At 55.4% G+C, this 811-nt stretch carries 1 protein-coding gene; it reads right to left on the reverse strand.

The window, feature by feature from the left end; genetic code table 11:
- Positions 1-625: fibrinogen-related domain-containing protein (locus tag GFB48_RS17240; protein ID WP_240464899.1), on the reverse strand; the 625-nt coding region annotated here is incomplete at its 3' end.
- Positions 626-811: the final 186 nt, after the last annotated feature.

The raw sequence follows: 811 nt of genomic DNA on the forward strand, positions 1-811 counted from the left end.
CGTCAGTGCCGTGCTTGGCCATTTGGCGCGTGTAGGCTCCGCCCATGTAGTATCGGCCATTGGGATTGGCTGAGTGGCAACGGTTGTACCACCAACCACCTCCGTCCTCCTTGGAGCACTGCTTGGAGGGATCGCCGGGAATCCAGTTGTCGTTGTCTCTGTCATAAGTACTGAACATCATGCCGTTGTGAATGGTCATGGTGCGGTTTTCTCCAAAGAGTTCCAAGGATCCTTCCAGGAAACAGTTGCCAGCATTACCGGAGTAACCGCCGACCGCCATCACGTAGTTGGACGTCTCTGATTGGATGGTGAACTGGCTGTACTGGGCGTGGACCTTGGCTCCTGTCCAGTCCTGCATCTCAATAAGAACCTCAGTGGGGCCCATCTTGGTCACCTGACTAATACGGTCATTGCCCAGCCAGTATTCACCGGGAGTCTCGCAGTGACCCTTGCCAGCATCGAAGGCGATGTTGCCGAAGCCGCGTCGATATTCGTCCCAGCGTCGGCCAAAGTCGACACTGCCATCAAGCCTGTTCTGGATGAGAAGCCATCCTCCATTCTGAGTGGTCTGATCACAGAAGACCTTGTATGGAGGGAAGAAGGCGTCGGGCTGGATCAGGTACATCTGGGAGTCTCTTCCTCCTCGACGGAAGATGTCCTCACATTCCTTACCAGACACCACAGGTATGGGACACTTGGTCTTGCACGGTTCCTTGCACTCCTCCCTCTGGGCCTGAATGGCCTTCTCCAGCTTCTGAATCTTCAACCTGATCTTGTCCAGGACCCCCTGTAGCACCCTGATGCTGGAAGG

It is taken from the genome of Paraferrimonas sp. SM1919, from assembly GCF_010993985.1.
Lineage (GTDB): Bacteria > Pseudomonadota > Gammaproteobacteria > Enterobacterales > Shewanellaceae > SM1919.